Annotated in this window: 23 protein-coding genes and 1 pseudogene; 6 read left to right on the top strand and 18 right to left on the bottom strand. The window is 69.9% G+C overall.

The window, feature by feature from the left end:
• Positions 1–34: 34 nt before the first annotated feature.
• Positions 35–613 (bottom strand): MPT63 family protein, encoded by a 579-nt coding sequence (locus tag QGN31_RS07750; protein ID WP_008258797.1) that lies wholly within the window; start codon positions 611–613, stop codon positions 35–37.
• A 296-nt stretch (positions 614–909) separates the two neighbouring features.
• On the opposite strand from QGN31_RS07750, the gene QGN31_RS07745 reads away from it, so the two are divergent.
• From QGN31_RS07745 to QGN31_RS07730, 4 genes are all read left to right on the top strand, one after another.
• Positions 910–1086 (top strand): hypothetical protein, encoded by a 177-nt coding sequence (locus tag QGN31_RS07745; protein ID WP_167324040.1) that lies wholly within the window; start codon positions 910–912, stop codon positions 1084–1086.
• An 82-nt stretch (positions 1087–1168) separates the two neighbouring features.
• On the top strand, positions 1169–2008 hold the full coding sequence (locus tag QGN31_RS07740) for an SDR family oxidoreductase (RefSeq protein ID WP_008258798.1): 840 nt from the start codon (positions 1169–1171) through the stop codon (positions 2006–2008).
• Positions 2009–2089: 81 nt separating this feature from the next.
• Complete coding sequence (locus tag QGN31_RS07735; protein WP_014942632.1) at positions 2090–3160, top strand: hypothetical protein; 1071 nt, start codon at positions 2090–2092, stop codon at positions 3158–3160.
• Positions 3161–3170: 10 nt separating this feature from the next.
• A complete protein-coding gene (locus QGN31_RS07730) occupies positions 3171–3503 on the top strand; it encodes a hypothetical protein (protein WP_014385451.1) in 333 nt (110 codons plus the stop codon).
• Here QGN31_RS07730 and QGN31_RS07725 read toward each other — a convergent pair.
• From QGN31_RS07725 to QGN31_RS07705, 5 genes are all read right to left on the bottom strand, one after another.
• Entirely contained in the window at positions 3469–3825 is a 357-nt protein-coding gene (locus QGN31_RS07725; RefSeq protein ID WP_009952693.1) for a hypothetical protein, read from the bottom strand. The genes QGN31_RS07730 and QGN31_RS07725 overlap by 35 nt on opposite strands.
• 1 nt (position 3826) lies before the next feature.
• Positions 3827–5317, bottom strand: coding sequence for a molybdopterin-dependent oxidoreductase (locus QGN31_RS07720; RefSeq protein WP_041785124.1), 1491 nt, complete (start codon positions 5315–5317; stop codon positions 3827–3829).
• Between the two features lie 11 nt (positions 5318–5328).
• Positions 5329–5829, bottom strand: a complete 501-nt coding sequence (locus QGN31_RS07715) for a hypothetical protein (RefSeq protein WP_014385453.1) — start codon at positions 5827–5829, stop codon at positions 5329–5331.
• Between the two features lie 139 nt (positions 5830–5968).
• Positions 5969–7147 carry a phosphatidylserine decarboxylase gene (locus QGN31_RS07710; protein ID WP_014385454.1) on the bottom strand — a complete coding sequence of 393 codons (1179 nt, stop codon included), beginning with the start codon at positions 7145–7147 and terminating at the stop codon, positions 5969–5971.
• Between the two features lie 144 nt (positions 7148–7291).
• A complete protein-coding gene (locus tag QGN31_RS07705) occupies positions 7292–7705 on the bottom strand; it encodes a ChaB family protein (RefSeq protein ID WP_014385455.1) in 414 nt (137 codons plus the stop codon).
• 132 nt (positions 7706–7837) lie between these two features.
• On the opposite strand from QGN31_RS07705, the gene QGN31_RS07700 reads away from it, so the two are divergent.
• Entirely contained in the window at positions 7838–8263 is a 426-nt protein-coding gene (locus QGN31_RS07700; protein ID WP_008258807.1) for a MarR family winged helix-turn-helix transcriptional regulator, read from the top strand.
• On the opposite strand, the gene QGN31_RS07695 is transcribed toward QGN31_RS07700, so the two are convergent.
• Genes QGN31_RS07695 through rpsB form a run of 3 tightly spaced genes read right to left on the bottom strand, consistent with a single transcriptional unit; the run spans position 8264 to position 11375 of the window.
• Complete coding sequence (locus QGN31_RS07695) at positions 8264–9667, bottom strand: amidase (protein ID WP_014382957.1); 1404 nt, start codon at positions 9665–9667, stop codon at positions 8264–8266.
• Between the two features lie 31 nt (positions 9668–9698).
• A complete protein-coding gene (gene tsf, locus QGN31_RS07690) occupies positions 9699–10526 on the bottom strand; it encodes a translation elongation factor Ts (RefSeq protein WP_008258809.1) in 828 nt (275 codons plus the stop codon).
• Positions 10527–10538: 12 nt separating this feature from the next.
• Positions 10539–11375, bottom strand: a complete 837-nt coding sequence (gene rpsB, locus QGN31_RS07685; protein WP_008258810.1) for a 30S ribosomal protein S2 — start codon at positions 11373–11375, stop codon at positions 10539–10541.
• Positions 11376–11708: 333 nt separating this feature from the next.
• Between rpsB and QGN31_RS07680 the strand changes: the two are divergent.
• Positions 11709–12170, top strand: a pseudogene (locus QGN31_RS07680) (M23 family metallopeptidase); the annotation flags it as partial.
• Between the two features lie 231 nt (positions 12171–12401).
• Here QGN31_RS07680 and QGN31_RS07675 read toward each other — a convergent pair.
• The 9 genes from QGN31_RS07675 to QGN31_RS07635 form a co-directional block, all read right to left on the bottom strand.
• Positions 12402–13298, bottom strand: coding sequence for a tyrosine recombinase XerC (locus tag QGN31_RS07675; protein ID WP_014942634.1), 897 nt, complete (start codon positions 13296–13298; stop codon positions 12402–12404).
• Between the two features lie 32 nt (positions 13299–13330).
• Complete coding sequence (locus QGN31_RS07670) at positions 13331–14491, bottom strand: lactate 2-monooxygenase (protein WP_014942635.1); 1161 nt, start codon at positions 14489–14491, stop codon at positions 13331–13333.
• Positions 14492–14516: 25 nt separating this feature from the next.
• Positions 14517–15386, bottom strand: coding sequence for a siderophore-interacting protein (locus QGN31_RS07665; protein ID WP_014942636.1), 870 nt, complete (start codon positions 15384–15386; stop codon positions 14517–14519).
• A 33-nt stretch (positions 15387–15419) separates the two neighbouring features.
• Positions 15420–16589 (bottom strand): DNA-processing protein DprA, encoded by a 1170-nt coding sequence (gene dprA / locus QGN31_RS07660; protein WP_014942637.1) that lies wholly within the window; start codon positions 16587–16589, stop codon positions 15420–15422.
• The gene (locus QGN31_RS07655; RefSeq protein WP_014942638.1) at positions 16586–18097 is read right to left on the bottom strand and encodes a YifB family Mg chelatase-like AAA ATPase; all 1512 of its coding nucleotides are present in this window, start codon (positions 18095–18097) and stop codon (positions 16586–16588) included. The genes dprA and QGN31_RS07655 overlap by 4 nt, the downstream gene beginning before the upstream one ends.
• Complete coding sequence (locus tag QGN31_RS07650; protein ID WP_043955203.1) at positions 18097–18471, bottom strand: YraN family protein; 375 nt, start codon at positions 18469–18471, stop codon at positions 18097–18099. Before QGN31_RS07650 ends, QGN31_RS07655 begins: the two co-directional genes overlap by 1 nt.
• Positions 18472–18590: 119 nt before the next feature.
• Complete coding sequence (gene fdhD / locus QGN31_RS07645) at positions 18591–19412, bottom strand: formate dehydrogenase accessory sulfurtransferase FdhD (protein WP_009955202.1); 822 nt, start codon at positions 19410–19412, stop codon at positions 18591–18593.
• A complete protein-coding gene (locus tag QGN31_RS07640; protein ID WP_029384859.1) occupies positions 19412–21751 on the bottom strand; it encodes an FdhF/YdeP family oxidoreductase in 2340 nt (779 codons plus the stop codon). Before QGN31_RS07640 ends, fdhD begins: the two co-directional genes overlap by 1 nt.
• A 46-nt stretch (positions 21752–21797) precedes the next feature.
• A complete protein-coding gene (locus QGN31_RS07635) occupies positions 21798–22787 on the bottom strand; it encodes an NAD-dependent epimerase/dehydratase family protein (RefSeq protein WP_014942639.1) in 990 nt (329 codons plus the stop codon).
• Positions 22788–22955: the final 168 nt, after the last annotated feature.

The raw sequence follows: 22955 nt of genomic DNA, 5'->3' as shown, positions 1-22955 counted from the left end.
CACCACGGGGGTGCGGGGAGTTTTGCCGGCCGGATCAGGCGCTGGGCGCCGGCGCCGGCGGGGCACCGGGTGCCGGGCTGTTCGGCGCGCCGGGCGCCGGGCTGTTGATCGTCCCGGACGCGGAGCCGCCCTCCATGTTCGACGTCCAGATCAGGACGTCTTGCATGCCGTCGTTGTAGACGACGCCGTTGGGGGGCGCGCCGGTCACGTCGAAGTACAGCGTGCCGGTCGACTCGCTGCCCTGCGGGATCGGCGCGGGGCTGAGCCCGTTCGGGGTCCCGACCTTGTCGATCACCCGGTAATTCTGACCGTTGGGTCCGCGGGCGATGAAGTCGTTGACCATCGGGGTCACGAGGCCGGCCTCCGACCGGGCGCTGATGTCCGCCTGGTAGAGCGTGCCCTTGGGCGTGTAGCCCGGGATGGTGACATTGCTCGGCTGCAGGTTGCTCACGGTGTAATTGGTGATCAGGGCGCCGTCCACGAGCTGTTCGCTGGTGCCGAATCCCTGAATGTTGGGCGGCGGCGAAGCCAAAGCCGGCGCCGCGGCGAAAACGCCCGCGGCCGCAATCCCGGCGGCGGCAACTGTCTTAATGGCCGTCTTGGTGACCTTCATTCTTCATTCCTTTCGTCGCACACAAACGCCCCCCGTCAAGGGCATGCAGATATACGCAGCGAAATAGCCATGCGGCTCCGGCTTTAAACATCTACCCGCGCCGCACGCCAATAATCGGGTCCATTAGCTGGTGAAATGCGGGTGTTTTCGCCGACGACATCTTTGGTAACAGAACACAACATCCGCATCACCGCTAACACCCGCCGCGCGCCCCGATTAAGCCGTGCGCCGCCGGGTAACCGGTGCGCGAAGGCGTTCTGAGCACAGGCCGAGACATCCGCGAAGGGGGCGATCGCGTGCAACGTGGCAACTCCAAGCACAGCTCACGGGAAGACGACGAGCTCAAGCACGAACTGGAGGGCACGGTCCGCGGCAATCGGTCCAGCCGTAGCGAGGAGTGGCGGGACCCGGAGCCGCCGGCCGACGACGATCCGGACGTTCCGGCCGCCGGCCCAACCCGTCGCGAATCGTAAAGCGGGAAGCGGCGCCGGCGTTTGCCCGGGCCGGCTTCTCCAATGACATGGCCAACTTTCGAGCGAGGCAAAGGAAATCAAGATGGGCTTTACCGCGCAACAACAATCCGTCCCGGGCGTGCAGGCCCAGATGGATCCAATTCCCGATTGTGGTGAAAACACTTACCAGGGCTCGGGAAAACTCCTCGGCAAAAAGGCGATCATCACCGGCGGCGACAGCGGCATCGGGCGTGCGGTCGCGATCGCCTTCGCGCGCGAGGGCGCCGACGTGCTGATCGCGTACCTCAACGAGGACGACGACGCGCGCGACGTGGCCCGCTACGTCACCAACGCCGGACGCAAGTGCGTGCTGGTGCCCGGTGACCTCTCCGACGCCGCCCACTGCCGCGCCGTCGTGGACCGGGCGGTGCAGGAATTGGGCGGCGTGGACATCCTGGTCAACAACGCCGCGTATCAGATGATGCGCAAGAGCCTGGACGAGATCAGCGACGAGGAGTGGGATTACACCTTCCGGCTCAACGTGGGCGCGTATTTCTACCTCGCCAAGGCGGCCCTGCCCTACCTGAACGCCGGCTCGTCGATCATCGGCAGCTCGTCGGTGAACTCCGACAGCCCCAATCCGACCCTGGCGCCCTACGCCGCGACCAAGGCGGCGATCGCCAATTTCTCCGCCAGCTTGGCTCAGCTGTTGGGCGAGAAGGGGATTCGGGTCAACAGCGTGGCGCCGGGTCCGATTTGGACGCCGCTGATCCCGTCGACGATGCCGCCGGACAGCGTGGAGTCCTTCGGCGACAACGTGCCGCTGGGGCGTGCCGGCCAGCCCGCCGAACTCGCCCCGCTCTACGTGCTGCTGGCCTCCGACGACGCGAGCTACATCTCCGGGGCGCGGGTGGCCGTCACGGGCGGGCGGCCGATTCTGTAGGCGGCGATCCCGTCGCGCCCTCTCGCAGGTGTAACGGGCCGCCCGCCGGGGTACAGCCCGGACGGGCGAAACGGCGAAAGGATGGCACCGATCGTGGCCATCGGGAGCGGTCAGCGGCGAAGGTTGCGACGATGGTCGGTCGCGGCGGCCTCCGGAGTCGTGGCGGTAGCGGGATGTTCGGCCCCCGGGTCCTCGCTGGAGAGCGCGCCGGCGGTCAGCGTGGCGACCATCGACGCGGCCCTGCATGACCCGGTCTGGTCCTATCACGACCACGAGTTGCTGGGCCTCACCGACGATCACCGGCTGGCCGCGATCGGCTACGCCGGGCCGGGCACCGCCCATACCCGGCTGTCGGCCCCGATGGGGTCCGGGCGCAACCTGCAGATCAGCCAGAAGGACGACCGCCACGTCTTCGTGCCGCAGCCGGAGCGCGGCAAGGTCGCCGTCGTCGACATCGCGACCCTGCGGCCGGTCGCCGAAATCGACGCCGGCCCCGCGCCTTCCTACCTCGCCGAGGACGCCGGCATGCGGGTGTTGCTGGCGCTCGCCGCGGACGGTTCGTCGGTGACGCCGGTGGACCAGTACGGGTTCCGCAAGCTGCCGACGGCCACCTACGCCGGGGACCCGGCCGACACGATCGACGGGTCCAACCGCGGGCGGCAAATCGAGTACCACCTCTACGGCGCCTCGGGCATCCGCTATTACAAGGGGCCCACGTCGCCGCCCGAAGAACGCGGCTCGCTTCCGATGGCCGTCGCCGTGTGGGCGGGCGACGGAACCCAGGTCACCCGCAGCTATGTGGCCGGGCGCGACGACAAGGTGCTGTACGCGGTCGACTCGCGTCGCGGCGGGGACGGGCTCGAGGTGCTGGCCCGAACCGAGCTGTCGTCGCCGATTCGCTATCTGGGCACCGACGACACGCGCATCTACGCGGCCACCGACCGCGACGTGACGGTGCTGGAAACCGCGAGCTTCACCGGCTTTCCGAACGGGACCATCCGGGTGATCCGCACCCTCGACTACCGGGCGGGATTGCCGTCGGGCCCGGTCGCTTCGGCGCCGCTGTCCGGGATGGCGATCGGGCCCAAGCGGGTGTATCTGACCCTGCGCGGCCAGCCCCACGTGATCAGCGTGGCGAAGCCACGCCTGTGAGGGAGTTCAGATGAGCACCACAGCGCGGCGGCCCGAGCCGATCGGCATCGATGACGACTTCGAGCTGCTCGAGGAGCAGATCGCGGCGCTCAAAGAGCTCGCGCGGCTCGACGACGTTCCCGAAGGGCAGGCCTACGACTTCGGGATCCGTTGGGGGGCAGCGCTCGCCGGGAGGTTCCGCCGGTTGGTGCACTACAGTTGCCTGGGCGTGCTCGACGAGCCCGCCGAACGACGGTTCCAATCCCTATGTGACGACCTGCGTTCCGTGTCGGAGTTGATCGAGAGGTTCGATCTCGCCCGGCCGCGGTTCACCGATACCCCGAGCCACCCCACGTTGCGCTAGCCTGTCTCGCCCTGGCGCGGCTCGCGATGTCCTCGACGTCGGAGATCTCCCGGTAGTCGGACAAAAACTCGTTGGCGGCCAACACGATTCCGGTGCGCGGGGCCGGACAGTCGTCGTTGCGGCACGTCAACGCCACCATGAAGGCGTCGTCGTCCTCGTCGAGGAACAAGAACCCGAGATACAGCGCGTGCCCGACGGCGAAGTCCCTGCCGCCGCAGCCGGCACAGTGTCCGCCCTTGACGGCCACCAGCTCTGAAACTCGTTCGCGCTCAACGCTTTGCAGGTCGATCAGCTCGGGACGCGTTGCCGAAGGGTCGGGCATGTCAGATCTCCACGTCCTTGTCGTAGTGGACGTTGTCCTCGCGCCAGCCCCCAAGGCCGTGGCCGATGCCGGAGTAGTCGTCGATGAACTCGATCTGGTTGATCCACTTCGCCATCTTGAAACCGACCTGGGTCTCCACCCGCAGCCGCAGCGGCGCCCCGTGCTTGATGGGCAGCGGCTTCCCGTTCATCTCGTAGGCCAGCAACGTCTGTGGCTTGTAGGCGAGTTCGAGATCGATCACCTCGTAGAACTGGCCCTCCCCCTCCGCGCTGGGCTCGTCGCGGCCGGTGTCCTGCATGGTCAAAAAGCAGATGTACTTCGCCTGCGGGAGCGGACGCACATGATCGGCGAGTTGGGCCAGCGGAATTCCGCTCCACTGGCCGATGCTGGTCCACCCCTGCACGCAGTTGTGCATCACGCGTTGCGATTGCTGCTCGGCCAGGCCGCGCAGCGCGTCGAGGTCCAGCGTCACCGGGTTTTCCACCAGCCCCCCCACCCGCACGCGCCAATCGACGAAGTTGTGCACGGCCATCACCTTGTACTCGGCGCTGGTCGGCGGCTTGCCGTTGACCCGGTGCTCCTTGGACGTCATCCGCTCGGGGTAGTTCTGCCTCGAATTCAGCGGCCGCAACAGGATTTTGCGGGCGCGGGTGACCACGGCGCCGAGCACGCGGCGCACCTGAACGGGCCGGCGCAGGCTCCACACCGTCGCCGCGACGTGGACGGCGACGATGGCCGCGATGATCACCAGCGACAGGGCGGTGGCCCAACCGATGTTGCGCACGGAACCGAAGATCATCGACGCGGTGAGCTGGCCCCAACTCCAGAAGAAGATCATCGACAGGTGGATGACGATGAACACCACAAACGCGATCAGGCCGAGGAAGTGCAGGCTGCGCGCCCATTGCCGGCCGCCCCACATGCGCACATACCAGGGGAACGCGGCCTCGATGGCCGGTGACTGCGCGGCGCCCGTCAGGATCTGGAACGGCGCCAGCACGAAGATGACCCCGGCGTAGGTCAGCTTCTGGATGGCATCCAGTGGCTCGCCCGGCAGCAGCGGCGGCAGGTTGAAACTCATGTAGGTGACGACGTCGTTCCACGCCTCACCGAAGATCGACCACGACGCCGGCCAGTACCGGTGCCACTGCCCGGTGGCGAACAGCAGGATGTAATACGAGAGGCCGACGAGGATCCAGCCGATCACCGAGAAGAAGTGCCAGTGGCGGCCCATGCCGAGTTTCTTGTGGCCGGGCAACGAGAACAGCGAGCTGTAGTCCTCCTCCTCGTCGAGGGTGTCGTAGAGCTTGTTGACCGGCATTTCCTTGACCGTGAAGCGCGCCCACTCGCTGCCGGGCCTGCTGTCGTCGTGCCAGTACAGCTTCGGGTGCGTGGACAGGATCTCGATGCCGCTGCGGATCACCAGCGTCAGAAAAAGGACATTGAGCCAGTGGTCGATGCGCAGCCACGCCGGATAGTCGAGCACTGTCATGTCGTCACCGTTCAGTCGCGCCAGTTCTGCCGTTGCGGATACGCCACGTTGATGCCGGACAGGACGGTGGTGTGCACGGCGATGAAGGCACCGGCGAACGCCATGGCAAACGTTCCCGGGGCCAGGTCCCACCGCCCGGTCACCGCCACCAGACCCGGCAGGCTGACAAACCGGCTGACCAGATAGATCACCAGGAAGGCCGCGCACACCAGGCTCCCGGCGTACCAGCCCGCTTGCGGCACAAGGGGTTTGGCGGCAAACGCCATCGCGGCGGCGACGGCCAGGCAGGCGGCGATCAGCGCGGCCAGATACACCCAGAAATACAGCGGCAGGCCGGGCCGGGTGGCCGCCAGGTAGGCGTGCACCGCCACCAGGCCCATGAGCAGCGATGTGCCCAACGCGGTTACGGTGCGCGGCAAGTCGAAGGCGACGTAGCCGTTGAGCGTGAGGAGGGGCGAGGACAGCACCTTGTGCCACGCCGTGAGCCACAGTCGCCCCAGGAGACCGGCCATTGCGGCTGACTACCCCGACTGATAGCCCCACAAACGATCGACCGAGGCGACCTCGAACGGCTCGATCCGCACCGTCGGAGAAGCCGCCTTGCCCCCCGCAGGCAGGGCTTTTACCCCTTGGGCGGCGTAATAATCACCCTCACTGCGGGTTTCGCGGCGCGGCGCAGCGCGCCACCGGCGAACCGACCAGCCGGAACTCCTCACTGGTGTCCAGCTGGGGATCGACGCCCTCCTGGAAGAGGATGATGATGTCCGAGCCGCCGAACTGGAAGTACCCGAACTCCTCCCCCTTGGCCATGTGTTTGCCGGGCACCGCGGTGAGGACGACCGACGACACGTGGGCCATGCCCACCGGGATGACCGCCACGATGCCGATGTCGCCGCAATCCGATTGCGAGGTGTCGACGGTGACCACGCCGCGGGTCTGGGAGAACTCGTACCCGCTGCTGGCGCTGTCGCTGGAGGCGAACTCGTGTTCTTCCAGGCCCACCCGCATGAAGACTTTCCCGTTGATCCGGAAGGACTCCTCGACCAGTCCCGCGACGGGCAGGTGATAGCGGTGGTAGGCATGCACCGGCAGCATGTAATGCACGAAGGTGCCGCGGGCGAAGCTCTCGCTGTATTGGCTTCCTTCGATGAGTTGCTTGATGTTGCCGTACTTTTCGTTCTTGACGGTGGTGGCGGGGATGCTCGAGTCGGCAGCGATGTCGTAGGCGTGCTGGTATTTGCAGTCGGCCGGTGAGGTCACCACCAGGTTGGTGGTCGGCTCGGCGATCGGGCGCAGCCCTCCGTTGATTTCCCGCGCGATGAATTGGTTGGCGGTCAGCCATCCGCTGGGCGCGTTCGGGACGCCGTCGACCAGCGACTCATGGATGCGGTACTCCGGCGCGTTGTCGATGAACGACTGCAGGGCTTCGGGGCTGAACGACTCCGGCGTGTCCAGGAAATTCCCCCACTGCCGGGCGAAGTCCGTCAGCCATTCCCGAAAGACACCGGAGCCCTGGGCCGGCTCGTCGCCCTGGTCGACCAGGAAGTAGAAGTGCGCCATGCGATCGCTGACCTCTTGAGCCTGCCGCTTTTCGTTCTTCCAGGCGTCCGCGTCCGACTCGTGGGGCACCCATCGGAGGAAGCGCTTCAGGTAGGCCTCGTACTCGCCGATGTCGCGCGGCCACTCGAGCGCCTCGTACAGCTCCGGGTTCAGCTCGGATTCGGCCCGCCCGCGCGCCTTTTGCAAAGACCGCTCGAGCCGATCCGCGAGACCGGGCTCGTTGTTGAGCGTGTCGCGCAGATTGTGGATGACGGAATCCGGCTCGCTCATGTCACTGCTCCCTGGTGTCGTCTGTGCGCGAACGCTTCGCGACCACGGGCAGTCACGTACCCGCGGACTCGGGCGGCAAACGGCGCCGCATCGCCGCGGTGCGCACGCGAACGCAAAGGACCGCGGGGAGTTGGCGATTCCCGCTCAGCGTCCGCGGACGCGGCGATTGTGCTTCTTGATCGCGTCGACCAACTCCGCTTTGTTCATCGTCGATCGGCCCGGAACTTCGAGCCGGCGCGCCACGTCGAGCAGATGCTTTTTGCTGGCGTTGGCGTCGACGCCCTCGGCCGACTCGCCGGACGGTCGCAGCCCGCCACGCTCGGCGCGCTCGTCGGACGGCCCCTTCTTCTCCTTGGGTTCCCAGTGGTCGCCGACCTTTTCGAAACTGTGCTTGACGGCGGCGTAAGCCACCCGGTGGGCCCGTTCCTCGCTGCCGTACTGGTCGGCGGCCGCGTCGTGGGATTTCGCGAACGTGCGTTGCGCTTTGGCGTCGGAACGCCGCAAAGTGCTGGGCAGTTCGCTCTTCTTGGGCGCTCCGCCTTTCGTCGTCTTCGGCATCGAACCTCCTCGTGCGCCAAAAGCGGTGCGGGAAACCTGTTACCGCCGGTCGGTTACCCCGTTGCGGGCCGGGCAATCGCGGTCCGGGAAATGTGCGCCGTGACCAGGCGGACATATGTCAACATGGTTGACATGAATCAGGACGACGCCCCGCTTGGCTATCTGCTGTACCGGGTGGGGACGGTGTTGCGGCCGGAGGTTGCCGCGGTGCTGAGTCCGTTGGACCTGGCCCTGCCCGAATTCGTTTGCCTGCGCATCCTTTCGATGCACCCGGGGATGTCGAGCGCCGAGCTGTCCCGCCACGCGGGCGTCACCCCGCAGGCGATGAACACGGTGCTGCGCAAGCTGGAGGACGTCGGTGCGGTGGAGCGGCCTTCGTCGGTGTCGTCGGGGCGGGCGCTGCCGGCCAACCTGACCGGCGCGGGCCGCGCCCTGCTCAAGCGCGCCGAAGCGGCGGTGCGCGGCGCCGACGCCCGGATCCTGAGCAAGCTCACCGAGACGCAGCAGCGCGAATTCAAAAGGATGCTCGAAAAACTCGGGTCCGACGAGCAGGCCTGATCACCCGGCCTGGATCCGCGCCCACGGCCGGGCCTCTTCGAGTTCGTAGGCGAGTTCGAGCAGCAGCGACTCCTGCCCCATACCGGTCGACAGCATCATGCCGACCGGCATGCCGTGGGCGGATTGGGCCAACGGCAGCGAGATCGCCGGTTCGCCGGTCACGTTGTGCAGCGGGGTGAACGACACCCACTCGATCAGCCGGTTGATGACCTGCTGATAGTCGGTCGGCGCCAGGAACCCGATGCGGGGCGTCTCGTCGGCCAGGGTCGGCGTGAGCACCGCGTCGTAGGTGCCGTAGAACCGCGCGGTGCGCCGCCGCGCCCCGCGCAGGCGCATGATCGCCGCCGGGAGCCGGTGCAGGTGGCGGCCGGTGTGTCGCATGAGGCCCAGCGTCAGGCAGTCGAGCTTGGCGCGGTCGAACGTCTCGCCGAACATGTGCCGTCCGCCGCGCACCTGGGCCAGCGCCAAAAATCCCCAATACAGCACGAAGTCGTCGACGAAACTGGCCGCCACCGGCGGTTCGTCGACGTGTTCGACGCGGTGGCCCAGCTCTTCGAGCAGGCCCGCGGATTTCAGCGTCAGCTCCCGCACCGCGGGGCTGCACTCGCGCTGGATCGAGCGGGTCAACACCGCGATCCGCAGCCGCTGCCGGCCGGGCCCGGTGACGTCCCCGACCGGGGCCAGCTTGGGGTTACGCCAGATCCGCTCGGCCTCCCGGTAGAACGCCGCGGTGTCGCGCACCGAACGGGTCACCACGCCGTTGACGACGACGCCGACCGGCATCCGGCGCAGCACCGCGTCCAGGGGCAACCGCCCGCGCGACGGTTTGAGGCCGACGAGCCCGTTGCAGGACGCCGGGATGCGGATCGAGCCGCCGCCGTCGTTGGCGTGCGCGATCGGCACCACACCGGCGGCGACGAAGGCGCCCGACCCCGATGAGGATGCGCCGGCGCTGTATTCGGTGTCCCACGGGTTGCGGACCGGGCCCAGCCGCGGGTGTTCGGCCGACGCGCTGAAACCGAATTCCGAGAGCTGCGTCTTGCCCAGCGAGGTCATCCCGGTGGCCAGGTACAGCTTCGTGAACACGCTGTCGGCGACGGCGTCGCGGCGTGTCCACGCGTCGGTGCCGTGCATCGTGGGCTGCCCGGCGACGTCGACGTTGTCCTTGATGAACGTCGGGACGCCGGAAAAATAGCCGTCGGCCGCCTGCTCGGCGGCCGCACGCGCTTGCCGAAAACCCGCGTACGCCAACCCGTTCAGGGCCGGGTCGACGGCTTCGGTGCGGGCGATCGCCGCCTCGACCGCCTCGGCCCTGCCGACGCGTCCGGAGCGGATGGCCTCGGCGAGCCCGACCGCGTCGAGATCGCCGAGGGCGTCGTCGCCGAACGCGTGCACGTGCCGCATAGCAGTGACGCTAGCCGCTCACGCGCGCCGGCTACGCCTGACCCACCTCGAAGCGCACGAACCGCGTCACCGTCACACCGGCGTCGTCGAGCAGGGCCTTGACCGTCTTCTTGCTGTCGGACACCGACGGCTGCTCGAGCAGCACGGCGTCCTTGAAGAAGCCGTTCAACCGGCCCTCGACGATCTTGGGCAGGGCCTGCTCCGGCTTGCCCTCCGCCTTGGCGGTTTCCTCGGCGATGCGGCGCTCGCTGGCCACCACGTCCTCGGGCACGTCGTCGCGGGACAGGTAGCGGGCCTTGAGCGCGGCGATCTGCAGGGCGACCGCGTGCGCGGCCTCCTTGTCGGAGCCCTGGTACTCGACCAGCACGCCCACCGCCGGGGGCAGGTCCGCCGCCCGCCGGTGCAGGTACGCCTCGACGGTGCCGTCGAAGTTCGCGACCCGGCGCAGCTCCAACTTCTCGCCGATCTTGGCCGACAGCTCGGCGATCGCCTGCTCGACGGTCTTGGTACCCGAGGTTTGGTCAATAGAAGAAGCCTTGAGCGCGTCGACGTCGGCGGCCTTCGACGACACGGCCGCGGCCACGATCTGGTCGGCCAGCGCCTGGAACTCCGCGTTCTTGGCCACGAAGTCGGTCTCGCTGTTCAACTCGATGAGCGCGCCGCCCTGGGTGGCGACCAGACCCTCGGCCGTCGCCCGCTCGGCGCGCTTGCCGACGTCCTTGGCGCCCTTGATCCGGAGCGCCTCGACGGCCTTGTCGAAGTCGCCGTCGCTTTCGGCCAGCGCGTTCTTGCAGTCGAGCATGCCGGCACCGGTGAGTTCCCGAAGCCGCTTGACGTCGGCAGCGGTGAAGTTCGCCAATGTTCAGCCTTCCTAGGAGGATTCAGTGGTGGTTGGTTCGGGGGTGCCCGCAGCGGCGTCGGTGGGGGCGCTGGCAGCGGCGGAGGCGAGCAGTTCCTGCTCCCATTCGGGCAGCGGCTCGGCGGCCTCGGCCTCGGGCTTGCCGTCGCCGCGGCCGACCCCGGCGCGGGCCTGCAGGCCCTCGGCGACGGCGGAGGCGATGACCTTGGTCAGCAACGCGGCCGACCGGATCGCGTCGTCGTTGCCCGGGATCGGGTAGTCGACCTCGTCGGGGTCGCAGTTGGTGTCCAGGATCGCGATGACCGGGATGCCGAGCTTGCGGGCCTCGCCGACGGCGATGTGCTCCTTGTTGGTGTCGACGACCCAGATGGCCGACGGCACCTTGGCCATGTCGCGGATACCGCCAAGGCTGCGGTCCAGCTTGTTCTTCTCGCGGGTCAGCATCAAGATTTCCTTCTTGGTGCGGCCCTCGAAGCCACCGGTCTGCTCCATCGCCTCGAGCTCCTTGAGGCGCTGCAGCCGCTTGTGCACGGTGGAGAAGTTGGTCAGCATGCCGCCCAGCCAGCGCTGGTTGACGTAGGGCATGCCGACGCGGGTCGCCTCGGCGGCGACGGATTCCTGCGCCTGCTTCTTGGTGCCGACGAACAGGACGGTGCCGCCGTGGGCGACGGTCTCCTTGACGAACTCGTACGCCTGGTCGATGAAGGTCAGCGTCTGCTGCAGGTCGATGATGTAGATGCCGTTGCGGTCGGTGAAGATGAACCGCTTCATCTTGGGATTCCACCGGCGGGTCTGGTGCCCGAAGTGGGTGCCGCTGTCGAGCAGCTGCTTCATGGTTACGACGGCCATGGTTGTGCCTTACTTGTGTCGGTTGTCGCCTGGCATCGGGTGAAGCCGGGCCCTGGCGCCTGCTGCGATGCCGGACCCGTCCGGAAAATCCGGTCGGGACCGCCCGGCACGCGATTGCGTTCTCCTCGTGGAACCGGAGACGCGATGCGGACGCGCGAAGTCAGCCCGCGGACGAGCTGCGACCAGCAGTTTACACCGGTTCGGCGGGTGCTTTTGCCACGCTTCCCCAGGCGGCGTCGCCGTCCACAGTGCCGGTGCGGCCGGGTGGCGTGGCCGGGCGGGCCGCGCTGAACTGCCTGGATGCGGTGGATGGCGCTGACGTTGGGTGCGGCCCTGGTCAGCGCGGCGCCGGCGGCGGCCGACGACGATCGCCTGGACTGGCCGTTGCGCCCGCCGCCGGCCGTCACCCGGGCGTTCGATGCCCCCGTGCAGGATTGGCATCCCGGCCACCGCGGTGTGGACCTGGCCGGCGCCGCCGGTCAGCCGGTGTACGCGGCGGGCGCGGCCACCGTGGTCTTCGCCGGGCTGCTGGTGGGGCGGCCGGTGGTGTCGCTGGCGCATCCCGGGGGCTTGCGCACCAGCTACGAGCCGGTGCGGGCGGCCGTGCGGGCCGGGCAGTCGGTGGCGGCCGGGACCGTGATCGGGACGTTGATGGCCGGCCACCCGGGGTGCCGGGTCGCGGCGTGTTTGCACTGGGGCGCGATGTGGGGTCCGGCGTCGGGGGCCCACTATGTCGATCCGCTGGGCCTGCTGAGGTCGACGCCGATCCGGCTCAAGCCGCTGCGGCCGCCGGGCGACGCCGCGCAACATGGGTAACAGGCGCCACACGCGTCGCTGCGCGGGTGGACAGGCGTTGCGCCCACCTCCGAGCGACAATCTCGGGCGGGCCCATGACCTGCGAAAACGTGTTGTCGCTCGGAGGTGGGCACTCGCAGTGCGCCCTCCGCCAGCGCCTGGTGTGGCCGATGGGACTGGTGCGACGCGACGTGTGACGACGCCGGCCCGTCGCCCGGGCCGCGGCGGCGCTCAGGCGCGGGGGTGGGCTTGGTCGTGCACGGCGCGCAGCCGGGACACCGCGACGTGGGTGTAGAGCTGCGTGGTCGCCAGGCTGGAATGGCCGAGCAGCTCCTGGACGACGCGCAGGTCGGCGCCCCCTTCGAGGAGGTGTGTGGCCGCACTGTGCCGCAGGCCGTGCGGACCTATGTCCGGCGCGCCGTCCACCGCGGCGACGGTCTGGTGCACCACCGTGCGGGCCTGGCGGACGTCGATCCGGCGTCCCCGCGCGCCCAGCAGCAGCGCCGGGCCTGAGTCGGCGTTCACCAGGGCGGGACGCCCGTCGGCCAGCCACGCGTCGAGCGCCTCGGCGGCCGGCGCCCCGAACGGCACGCTGCGCTGCTTGTTGCCCTTGCCCAGGACGCGGACCAGCCGATGCCGGGTGTCCACGTCGTCGATGTCCAGGCCGCACAGCTCGCTGACGCGGATCCCGGTGGCATACAGCATCTCGACGATGAGCCGGTCCCGCAGGGCCATCGGCTCACCTTGCTGCGCACCGGATTTGGCGGCGGCCAGGGCGTCGAGGGCCTGGTCCTGGCGCAGCACCGCGGGCAGGGTGCGGTGCGCCTTGGGAACCTGAAGCCGCGCGGCCGGATCCGTGTCCAGCAGGCCACGCCGGACGGCCCAGGCGGTGAACGCCTTGACCGCCGAGGTGCGCCGGGCCAGTGTCGTGCGGGCGACGCCGGCCGCGGCCGCGGCGGACAACCACGAGCGCAGCAGCGGCAGGCTCAACCCGTCCAGGCCGACGCCGCGCTCCGCCGCGAACGCGAGCAGCGAGCGCAGGTCGCCCAGGTAGGCGCGGCGGGTGTGCGCCGAACGCAGGCACTGCAAATCCAGGTATTCGTCGAACTCCTCGAGGATCGCCTGCACTCCCCCACGGTCGCAGGGCCGGCCGGGGCGCTCTAGCCGACGCGCCGCAGCGTGTCCGGGGTGAGATCTTTGAGCGTGGGATAGCCGTCGACGGCCATGATGAGGTCCGCCTCGGCGAGGATCGAGCGCAGCACGTGCACGATGCCGTCGTCGCCGCCGAGCGCCAGGCCGTAGGCGTAGGGCCGGCCGATACCCACGGCCGTCGCGCCCAGCGCGAGCGCCTTGACGACGTCGGCCCCGCTGCGCACGCCCGAATCGAACAGCACGGGCAGCCCGTCGGCCGCCTCGACCACGCCCGGCAGGCAGTCCAGCGCGGGCAGGCCGCCGTTGGCCTGGCGCCCACCGTGGGTGGAGCAGTAGATGCCGTCGACGCCGCCGTCCTTGGCCCGCCGGGCGTCGTCGGGATGGCAGATGCCCTTGATGATCAGCGGCAGGTCGGTCAGCGACCGCAGCCATTCGAGGTCGTCCCAGGTCAACGGGTTTCCGAAGGTCGTGATCCACTGCAGCACGGTGCCTTGCGGGTCCTCCTCGGGCGGGCGCTGCAGGCCGGCGCGGAAGATCGGATCGCTGGTGTAGTTGCTCAGGCAGAGCCCCCGCAATTGGGGGAAGTTGGCCGTGGACAGGTCGCGCGGGCGCCACCCGGGAATCCAGGTGTCGAGGGTGACGATGATGCCCTGGAAGCCGGCGGCTTCGGCCCGCCGCACGAGGCTGGCGGCCAGGTCACGATCCTTCGGCGTGTACAGCTGGAAGAAGCCGGGGGTATCGCCGAACTGGGCGGCGACGTCTTCCATCGGGTCGGCGGTCAGCGTCGAAACCACCATCGGCACACCGGTTTTCGCGGCCGCGCGCGCGGTGGCCAGGTCGCCATGGCCGTCTTGGGCGCAGATGCCGATGACGCCGATCGGCGCCATGAACACCGGCGACGGCAAGGCCAGGCCGAACATCTGGACCGACAGGTCGCGGTCGGCGGCGCCGACGAACATGCGCGGGATCAGGCCCCAGCGATCGAACGCCTCCCGGTTGGCCCGCTGCGTGCGTTCGTCGCCGGCGCCGCCGGCGACGTACGACCACACCGACGGCGACATCGCCCGCTCGGCGCGGGCCTCCAGCTCCGTGAAGGCCATCGGCAGCGGGGGCGCGATTCCGCCCAGGCCCTTGAAGTAGATCTCGTTCTGGTAGTCCGCGAATGCCATGGAAAAGAGAATGCCAGTCGAGCGGTCAGGCGGACGAGTTCGCCGCCTCCGCCTCGGATTCTGACTGGGCGAGTTCTTTCTTCCACTGGCGGAACGTCTCTTCGGTGCGGCCGCGGCGCCAGTAACCCGAGATGGACGACGCCCATTTCGCGTCCACGCCCCGCTCCTTGCGGATGTAGGGCCGCAGGTTGTGCATGACGGCCTGCGCCTCGCCGTGGATGAACACGTGCACCTGCCCCGGCAGCCAGGGGGCGGTGGTGACGGCCTCGATCAGCGGGGCGTGATCGCCGGCGCGGTCCTCGGGCACCAGGTCGGCGCGTCCGCCGCGATACACCCAGTGCACCTCGACGCCATCCGGTGCGGTCAGCGGGATCTCGTCCTCCGGCCCCGCCACCTCGATGAACGCCTTCCCGACCGCGCTGGGAGGCAACGCCTCCAGGGCCGCGGCGATGGCCGGCAGCGCCGATTCGTCGCCGGCCAGCAGGTGCCAGTCGGCGGCGGGGTCCGGCGTGTACGCGCCGCCGGGGCCCATCAGGTAGATCGGCTGGCCGGGCTGGGCGGTGGCCGCCCACTGGCCGGCCGTCCCGTGCTCGCCGTGCACGACGATGTCCAGCGCGATCTGGCGGGCCTCGACGTCGACGTGCCGGACGGTGAGGGTGCGCACCGTCGGCCTCTTCTCCGGGGACAGACCGGCGAAGCTGTCGAGGGTCAGCGGCTCGGGAAGACCGGCGACGTCCACGTCGTCGGCGACGAACGCCAGCTTGACGTAGGAGTCGGTGAACTTGCTGGGCACGAAGGCGTCAAAATTCTTGCCCCGCAGCACCACCCGCACCATGTGCGGGGTGAGTTGCTCGGTACCGACAACTTCGAAGCATTGCAGCGGTCGACCTGCCACGTGTCCTCCTGTCCGACGCCCGACCCGCCTCGACTATACGAGCCGCGGCGTTGACGCAGCGTGGCCCGCGGTCGCCCGGACGATTCGCCACAGCCCGTCCTGGCGCTGCACCAACCCGGCCAGCTCGAGCATCGCCAGCGGCCCCAGCGCCTGCTCGGGCACCAGCCCCGACGCGACCGCGATCTCGTCGACCGTGGCGGCGCCGCGGCCCGGCAACGCCTCGTATACCCGGCACTCGGCCTCGCTCAGGCCGTCCAACGGCGTGACCGGCCGCGGCTCGTCCTGCGCCAGTTCGCCGATGTGGCCGATCAGCTCGACGATGTGCTCGGCGCGGGTGATTAGCTCGGCGCCGTCGCGCAGCAGCGCGTGGCAACCCGCCGACGCCGAGGAGGTCACGGGTCCGGGCACCGCGGCCACCACCCGCCCCAGCGCCCGCGCCCAGGCCGCGGTGTTCGCCGCGCCGCTGCGCAGGCCGGCTTCCACCACCACCGCCGCGCCGGAGACGGCGGCCACCAGGCGATTGCGGGTCAGGAACCGGTGACGGGCCGGGCGGACGCCGGGGGCGTATTCGGTGAACAACAGCCCGTGCTGGCCGATGCGGTGCAGCAGCGCGGTGTGACCGGCCGGGTAGGGGACGTCGAGCCCGCCCGCGAGGACCGCCACGGTGATCCCGTCGCAATCCAGCACGGCCCGGTGGGCGGCGCCGTCGATGCCGTAGGCACCGCCCGAGACGACGGCCACGTCGCGTTGCGCCAGGTCGGCGGCGAGTTCGGCAGCCATGTGCTCGCCATAGGCCGTCGAGGCGCGCGTCCCCACCACGGCGGCGGCCCGCTGTGCGACCTCGTCGAGTCGGGCGGGCCCCTGCGCCCACAACACCATCGGCGGGCCGCCGCGCCGCCGTGCTTCGGCGCCGCCGAACGCGGCGAACGCCAGCACCGGCCACTCGTCGTCGTCGGGCGTGATCAACCGGCCGCCCCGCCGGGCGATCGCCTCGAGATCGGCCGCCGACGTGTCGATGTCGCGCCTGGCCTCGGTGTGCCGGGTCAGGACGTCGTCGACCGCGCCCCGCCGGACCCGCTCGGCCGCCTCGACCGGGCCGACACGCCGCGCCAGGGCGGCGAGCCCGGCGCAGGGCGGTTCGGCCACCCGGGACAGATACGCCCACGCCCGCAGCGCGGGCTGCCGGCCGGTCGGGGCGCTCACCGCTGCGTCCCCGGCTGGCGAAAGCTCAGTGCGGCGGCGACCTCGTCGAGCCCGGGCGACGTGCGGCCCGCCAGGTCGGCCAGGCTCCACGCGACCCGCAACGTGCGGTCGAGGCCCCGGATGCTGATCAGGCCGCGATCCAGCGCCCTTTGCAGCGGCTCCATCGCCGCTTTGCTGGGGCGGAACTTTCGGCGCAGCAGGGTCCCGCTGACTTCGGCATTGGTGCGAAAACCGTGCGGCTGCCAGCGCTGCGCGGCGGCCGCACGGGCGGCCGCCACCCGCTGACGCACCTGTGCCGTGGATTCGCCGTCGCGACCCGAGAACGCCGTCGCCCGCACCGGATCCATCTGCACCCGCAGGTCCACGCGGTCCAGCAACGGCCCGGACAACTTGCCCAGGTAGCGGCGTTTGGTCGCCGCCGGGCACATGCAGTCCCGCGGATCGGCCGGCGCGCACGGGCACAGGTTGGCGGCCAGCACCAGCTGGAACCGGGCCGGATAGCACGCCACCCCGTCGCGGCGGGCGAGGCGAATCTCGCCGTCCTCCAACGGTGTTCGCAAGGCCTCTAACGCGCTGACCCGGATCTCGGCGCACTCGTCGAGGAACAGCACCCCGCGGTGGGCCCGGCTGACGGCGCCCGGTCGCGCCATCCCGGAGCCCCCGCCGACCAGGGCCGCCACGCTGGAACTGTGGTGGGGCGCCACGAACGGCGCCCGGGTGATCAACGGCGTGTCCCCCGACAGCAGCCCGGCCACCGAGTGGATTGCGGTGACCTCCAGCGACTCGCTCTCCGACAGCGGCGGCAGCAGGCCCGGAAGGCGTTGCGCCAGCATCGTTTTGCCCACACCGGGCGGCCCGGTGAGCATGAGGTGGTGCGCGCCGGCGGCGGCCACCTCCACCGCGAAGCGCGCCTGCGTCTGCCCGACCACGTCGACCAGGTCCACCACCGGCTCCTCGGGCGTGCGGTCCGGATGGACCCGGTTGTGCAGGGCGCCGGTGCCGCCGAGCCATTTCTTCAGCTGCCCCAGGGTCCGCACGCCCCACACGTCGATGCCGTCCACCAGGCTGGCCTCGGCGAGGTTGTCCGCCGGGACCACCACGGCCGGCCATCCGTCGCGCTTGGCGGCGAGCACGGCGGGCAGCACCCCGCGCACCGGCCGGACCCGCCCGTCCAGCGAAAGCTCGCCCAGCAGCACGGTCTTCTCCAGCCGGTCCCACGGGTTTTTTCGCTGCGCCGAGAGCACCGCCGCGGCCAGGGCGATGTCGTACACGCTGCCCATTTTCGGCAGCGTCGCCGGCGACAACGCCAGCGTGAGCCGCGCCATGGGCCAGTCGTTGCCGCAATTGGTGACCGCGGCCCGGACCCGGTCGCGCGACTCCTGCAGCGCGGCGTCGGGCAGACCCACCAGGTGCACGCCCGGCAGTCCGGACGTGATGTCGGCTTCGATCTCCACGATCTCGCCGTCCACGCCGCGCACCGCGACGGAGAACGCGCGCCCCAGCGCCATCAGCCGACGCCTTGCAGGTGGGTGATCTCCGGGGTGCGCCGGCGTCCGACCCGCACGCCGATCACGTCGATGCGGATCGCCGCCCACCGCCGGTCCTGGCCGGCCAGCCACAGCCCGGCCAGCCTGCGCAGCCGCCGGACCTTGCGCGGGGTCACCGCGTGCGCCAGTCCCCCGTAGCCGTCGCCGGTGCGGGTCTTGACCTCGACGAACACCGCCGTGCCGGCGCGGTCGCAGGCGATGATGTCGAGTTCGCCGTAGCGGCAGCGCCAGTTGCGGTGCAGGATCCGCAATCCCGCCCGCGTCAGGTGGTCCACGGCGAGCGCCTCGCCCATGGCCCCCAGTTGGATCCGGGTCATCGTCGTTTCGGTTGTCATGCGGGCCACGGTGCCCGCCGGGGCCGACGGGTCGGGCCGCCGTCGCGGGCCGCGGCCGCCCGCGCCCGCGGGTTATCCCCAGTGCGGCCTCCATCCACAGGAGGCCGGGCAACACTGGGTCACGCGATGCGGTCGGCCCTGGTGTAGATGTTCATCGAGTCCTCGCGCAGGAACGCCACCAGCGTGATGCCGGACTCCTCGGCCAGCGAGACCGCCAGCGATGACGGCGCGGAGACGGCCGCCAGCACCGGAATCCCAGCCATTACGGCCTTCTGCGTCAACTCGAAGGATGCCCGCCCGCTGACCAGCAACACCGAGGCTGCCAGCGGCACCCGCCGATGCTCCAGCGCCCAGCCGATCACCTTGTCGACCGCGTTGTGCCTGCCTACGTCCTCGCGCACCACCAGCATCGTGCCGTCGACGCCGAACAGCGCGGCCGCGTGCAACCCGCCGGTGCTCTCGAAAACCTTTTGCGCGGAACGTAGTTGGTCCGGCATCGCCTTCAGCGTGGCCGGGGCTACGGTCGCGGGATCGGCACCCGGGGTGAACCGGCTGCTCAACCGCACCGCATCCAGGGACGCCTTGCCGCAGACCCCGCACGACGAGGTGGTGTAGAAGTTGCGGGTGACGTCGAGGTCGGGTTTGGGCACCCCGGGCGCCAGCGTCACGTCCAGCACGTTGTAGGTGTTGGCGCCGTCGTCGTCACGCCCGGCGCAGTAACGGATGCTGTGGATGTCGTCGCGGCCGCCGATGACCCCTTCGGTGAGCAGAAAGCCTTGGGCGAGTTCGATGTCCGCGCCCGGCGTGCGCATCGTCACGGTGACCGCCGCGCCGTCGACCCGGATCTCCAAGGGCTCCTCGACGACCAGGGTCTCCGGCCGGGTGATCGCCTTCTCGGCGGTCAGATGCGTGACCCGCCGGCGTGACGTTACGTGCCCCACTACGCGGTTTCACCGCCGGCGGCGGGCTCCACCCGGATGACGACGGCCTTCGACACCGGGGTGTTCGACTTCGCCGCAGTGTGATCGAGCGGAACCAGCGGGTTGGTCTCGGGATAGTAGGACGCGGCGTTGCCGACGGGAGTCGAATACGCAACCACCAGAAAGTCTTTCGCGCGCCGTTCCTGAAGCCGGCCCTCGGCGTCCGTCCACTCCGACACCAGATCGACGCGCCCTCCCGGGGTCAGGCCCAGCGCGTCGATGTCGGCGGGGTTGATGAACACCACGCGGCGCCCGCCCTTCACCCCGCGATAACGGTCGTCGAGGCCGTAGATCGTGGTGTTGTACTGGTCGTGGCTGCGTATGGTCTGCAGCACCAGCCGGCCCTCGGGCACCGGCACCCATTGCAGCGGGTTGACGGCGAAGTTGGCCCGCCCCGTGCTGGTGTGGAATTCGCGCGTGTCACGCGGCGGGTGCGGCAGCTGGAATCCGTCGGGCGCACGCACCTTGCGGTTGTAATCGGCGCAGCCGGGGACCACCGCGGCGATCGCGTCGCGGATGGTGTCGTAGTCGGCGGCGAAGCTCTCCCACGGAACCGGGTGCGCCGCACCGAGAAGCGTGCGGGCCAGCCGGCACACGATTTCCACCTCGCTGCGCACCTGGTCGCTGGGCGGGTGCAGGCTGCCGCGGGACAGGTGCACCATCGACATCGAATCCTCAACCGAGACAACCTGTTTGCGCCCACCTCGAACGTCGCGGTCGGTGCGGCCGAGGGTGGGCAGGATCAGCGCCGTATTCCCGTGCACGAGATGGCTGCGGTTGAGTTTGGTCGAGATCTGCACGGTCAGCGCGCAATTGCGCAGGGCGGCCTCGGTGACGACGGTGTCGGGGGTGGCCGAGGCGAAGTTGCCGCCCATACCCACGAACACCTTCGCCCGCCCGTCGCGCATCGCCCGGATCGCGGCCACGGTGTCATACCCGTGCTTGCGGGGAGTGGCGATGCCGAACCGATCATCCAGGGCGGCCAGAAACTCCTCGGGCATCTGCTCCCAGATGCCCATCGTGCGGTCGCCCTGCACGTTCGAATGTCCGCGCACCGGGCACACCCCGGCGCCCGGCTTGCCGATCATGCCCCGCAGCAGCAGCAGGTTGGTGATCTCGCCGATGGTGGCCACCGCGTGCGCGTGCTGCGTCAGGCCCATCGCCCAGCACACCACCGTCCGCCGCGACGCCATCAGCATGTCGGCGACGCGGTCGAGCTGTCGGCGTTCGATGCCGGTGGCGGCGAACACGTCGTCGAGGTCGATGTCGAGGGTTCGGCGCCGGTATTCGTCGAACCCGGCGCAATGCGCGTCGACGAACGCGGTGTCGATGACGGTCCCCGGGGCGCGGTCGTCGGCCTCCAGCAGCAGCCTGCCCAGCCCGGCGAACAGCGCCATGTCACCGCCCAGGCGGATCTGCACGAATTCGTCGGCGATCGGGATGCCGTGCCCGACGACGCCATGCACCTTCTGCGGGTCCTTGAACCGGATCAGCCCGGCCTCGGGCAGCGGGTTCACCGCAATGATGTTGGCGCCGTTGGCCTTTGCCTTTTCCAACACCGACAGCATCCGCGGGTGGTTGGTGCCCGGGTTTTGTCCGGCGATGACGATCAGGTCGGCCAGCTCGACGTCCTCGACGGTGACCGAACCCTTGCCGATGCCGATCGACTCGGTGAGCGCCGAGCCCGAGGACTCGTGGCACATGTTGGAGCAGTCGGGCAGGTTGTTCGTGCCGAACGACCGGACCAGCAGCTGGTAGCAGAACGCGGCCTCGTTGCTGGTGCGGCCCGACGTGTAGAACACCGCCTCATCGGGGCTGTCCAGGGCGCCGAGCTGGTCGGCGATCAGCCGGTAGGCGGCGTCCCAGCCGATCGGCCGGTAGTGGTCGTCACCGGGACGCAACACCATGGGGTGGGTGAGCCTGCCCTGCTGGGACAGCCAATACTCGGGCTTCGCGGACAGCTCGGCGACCGAGTGCCGGGCGAAGAACTCCGGTGTGACGGTGCGCTTCGTGGCCTCCTCGGCGACGGCCTTGGCGCCGTTCTCGCAGAACTCGGCCAGCTTGCGACCGCCGTGCTCCTCGGGCCACGCGCACCCGGGGCAGTCGAAGCCGTTGCGTTGGTTGAGCCGGGCCAGCACCGCCGCGGTGCGCAGCGCGCCCATCTGCTCGAACCCGCGTTGCAGCGAGACCATCACCGCCCGAACGCCCGCCGCCTCGCGCTTGCGGGGCGTGACGGTGACCGCGTGTTCGTCGTAGTCGACGGCGGCAGGCCCGGACACGGCCGAGCGGTGAGACCTCACAGCATCAAATTACCGCTTGGCGGGGGCCTCAGACCCCTCAGACCGTTCAGACCGCGGAAGCCAGCGCCGCCAGGGCCTGCGCCGAGGAGTAGAGCGGCCGCCAGCCCAGTTGGGTCTTGGCCTTGGTGGTGTCCATGACCATCGACGTGCGCGCGGTGTGCAGCCATTCCAGCATCGCCGGCATCAGCGGAACGCGCGAAATCGCCGCCGAGGCCGCCGAGGCCGCGACGGCGGGAACCCGGACCGACCGCGCGCCCAGGGCCTTGGCCACGTCGGCCACCGACACCACGCCGTCGCCGGCGATGTTGTACGCGCCCGGCGGCGCCGGTGCGGTGGCCGCCAGCGCGATCGCGGAGGCGACGTCGTCGTGGTGAACCAGCTGCAGCCCGACACCCGGATCCGGCACCACCGGTTTCAGCAGGGGAACGGCCTTGAGCGCCTTGACGACGGCGCGTATCGGGCCGGGCAGCTGGTTCCACGGCATGGCGTCGGCCAGGGCGGTGGCGTTGGGCCCGGCGACCACGCACGGCCGCAGGACGAAGACCTCCAGCGGCGAATCCCGGGTGATGTCGGCGAGCATCGCCTCGCACGCGGCCTTCTGCGCGGAGTAGTAATGCTCGGCGGACCCGCGCACCGGCACGTCCTCGGTCAGCGGGACCGGGTTGTCGGCGTGATAGCCGTAGGCCGCCACCGACGAGGTGTAGACCAGGCGCCGCGGCCGCTCGGCGGCCACCGTCGCCTCGAAGACGTTGCGGGTGCCCTGCAGGTTGACGCGGGCGCTCTCGTCGCGCGAGCCCATGATGATGAAGGCCAGGTGGATCACCACGTCGGCCTGCGCGACCACGGCGTCGACGGCCTCGCGGTCCAAGATGTCGCCCCGCTGATAGGTAGTCTTGAGCCAGCCGCGTGAGGACGGGTCGAACGGGCGGCGCGCCATCCCGATGATGGCGTCGACGGCCGGTTCGCGCTCGAGCGCCGTCACCGCGGAGATGCCGATCTCCCCGGTGGGCCCGGTCACCGCGACGGTCACACCCATCTAGACGTCCTTCCCTCCCGTTCCCAACCGAAACCCTGCGCGGAAACGCCACCGCGGTCAAAGGCGACGGACGGGTCGCTCACCGATTCGCTGCGACCGGGCCAAACCGCGTGTAAGGGTGGGGCCGGCGACCGATAATCTACGGCGACCGAAAGGTCACAGCGCCAA

The sequence above is a fragment of the Mycobacterium sp. 2-64 genome, assembly GCF_035918375.1.
GTDB lineage: Bacteria > Actinomycetota > Actinomycetes > Mycobacteriales > Mycobacteriaceae > Mycobacterium > Mycobacterium intracellulare.
The sequence above is the reverse complement of the archived record's forward strand: the minus strand, read 5'-3'. Positions and strand labels throughout refer to the sequence as shown.